Raw genomic sequence first — 1,243 nt, 5'->3', positions numbered from 1 at the left:
TGATCTGCTCCAGTAAGACTGGACACCGCATTAAGCGACATATTGTTTTTCAAAGTTAACTGGGCTTAGATACCCAAGAGCACTGTGCCTTCTTGTTCGATTATAATCAACTTCGATGTATTCAAAGAGTGCTTGACGCATCTCTTCTCGGGTCATTATCGGCTCGTATTGGACGGCTTCTACTTTCATTGAGTGGAAAAAGCTTTCAACACAAGCGTTGTCCCAGCAATTTCCCTTCCTACTCATACTTTGCTTTAGATTATGAGCTGCGATTAAGTCGCGGTAGTCTTTTGAACAATATTGGCTACCTCTATCACTATGGATAATCACTTCTTCTGGCATGCCTCTGCGGAACAATGCCATTGATAGCGCATCACAGACCAGAGTTGCGGTCATTCTGGTACTCATTGACCAACCAACTACTTGCCGTGAGTACAAGTCGATAACAACGGCTAAATACATCCAGCCTTCGCTTGTCGCTAGATAAGTGATATCTCCAGCCCATTTTTGGTTTGGTGCTGTCGCATTAAAGTCTTGCTCAAGCAAATTCGGGGCTACAGGAAGTCTATGCTTACTGTCTGTCGTACATTTGAACTTACGGGCGGCCTTCGCGACTAAGCTCTGGCGCTTCATGCTCGCGGCAATGGTTTTTACATCGTGCTTATTACCATTTGCCTCAAGTTCTTTTTGAATGCGCCTTGCACCGTCGCGTTCCTTTTTATCATCAAAGACTTCTCGAACTTTGTTATCAAGCTGCTTGCGGTGCTCGTTGCGTTGAGTGACTTTATGGCGATTATCAATCCAATAATAAAACCCACTTCGAGAAACCCCAAACACCTTAGCCATACGGACAATCCTATATTGCATCAGGTGTTCGAGCATAAACTCATAGCAATCTATTTTAGATTTTTCGCGAAGTAGGTGGCGGCCTTTTTTACGATATCTAGCTCTTCAGCTTGCTCTGCTAATAATCGCTTGAGCTTGGCATTTTCAGTGGCGAGTTCTCTTTCTCTATCGCTGATTTTCGCATCTTTTTTGACGGCTTTACGCCACCCATAAATTTGAGATTCATATAGTGAAAGCTGTCGTGCGGCGGCAGCGACACCGACTTTCTCTGCTAACTTAAGCGCTTCGGCTTTAAATTCAGGAGCATGTTTAATTCGTGTTTTCTTAGTTGTCATTGTTCACCTCGTTAGTGATTGTACTCACTTAACTCAGTGTCCAAAACTTCTGGTGCGGATCA

At 43.9% G+C, this 1,243-nt stretch carries 1 protein-coding gene; it reads right to left on the bottom strand.

Annotated elements, in window-relative coordinates; genetic code table 11:
• Positions 1-30: 30 nt before the first annotated feature.
• Positions 31-1,181 (bottom strand): IS3 family transposase gene (locus M9196_RS23210; RefSeq protein WP_171731981.1). Its coding sequence is split into 2 segments (ribosomal slippage): positions 31-938 and positions 938-1,181, totalling 1,152 coding nucleotides; the frame shifts between segments, so codons are not numbered across the junction.
• Positions 1,182-1,243 lie beyond the last annotated feature (62 nt).

It is taken from the genome of Vibrio methylphosphonaticus (genome assembly GCF_023634655.1).
In the GTDB taxonomy this organism is placed as follows: Bacteria; Pseudomonadota; Gammaproteobacteria; order Enterobacterales; family Vibrionaceae; genus Vibrio; species Vibrio methylphosphonaticus.
Note: the sequence above shows the minus strand (reverse complement) of the source record. Positions and strands in the feature narration are given on the sequence as shown.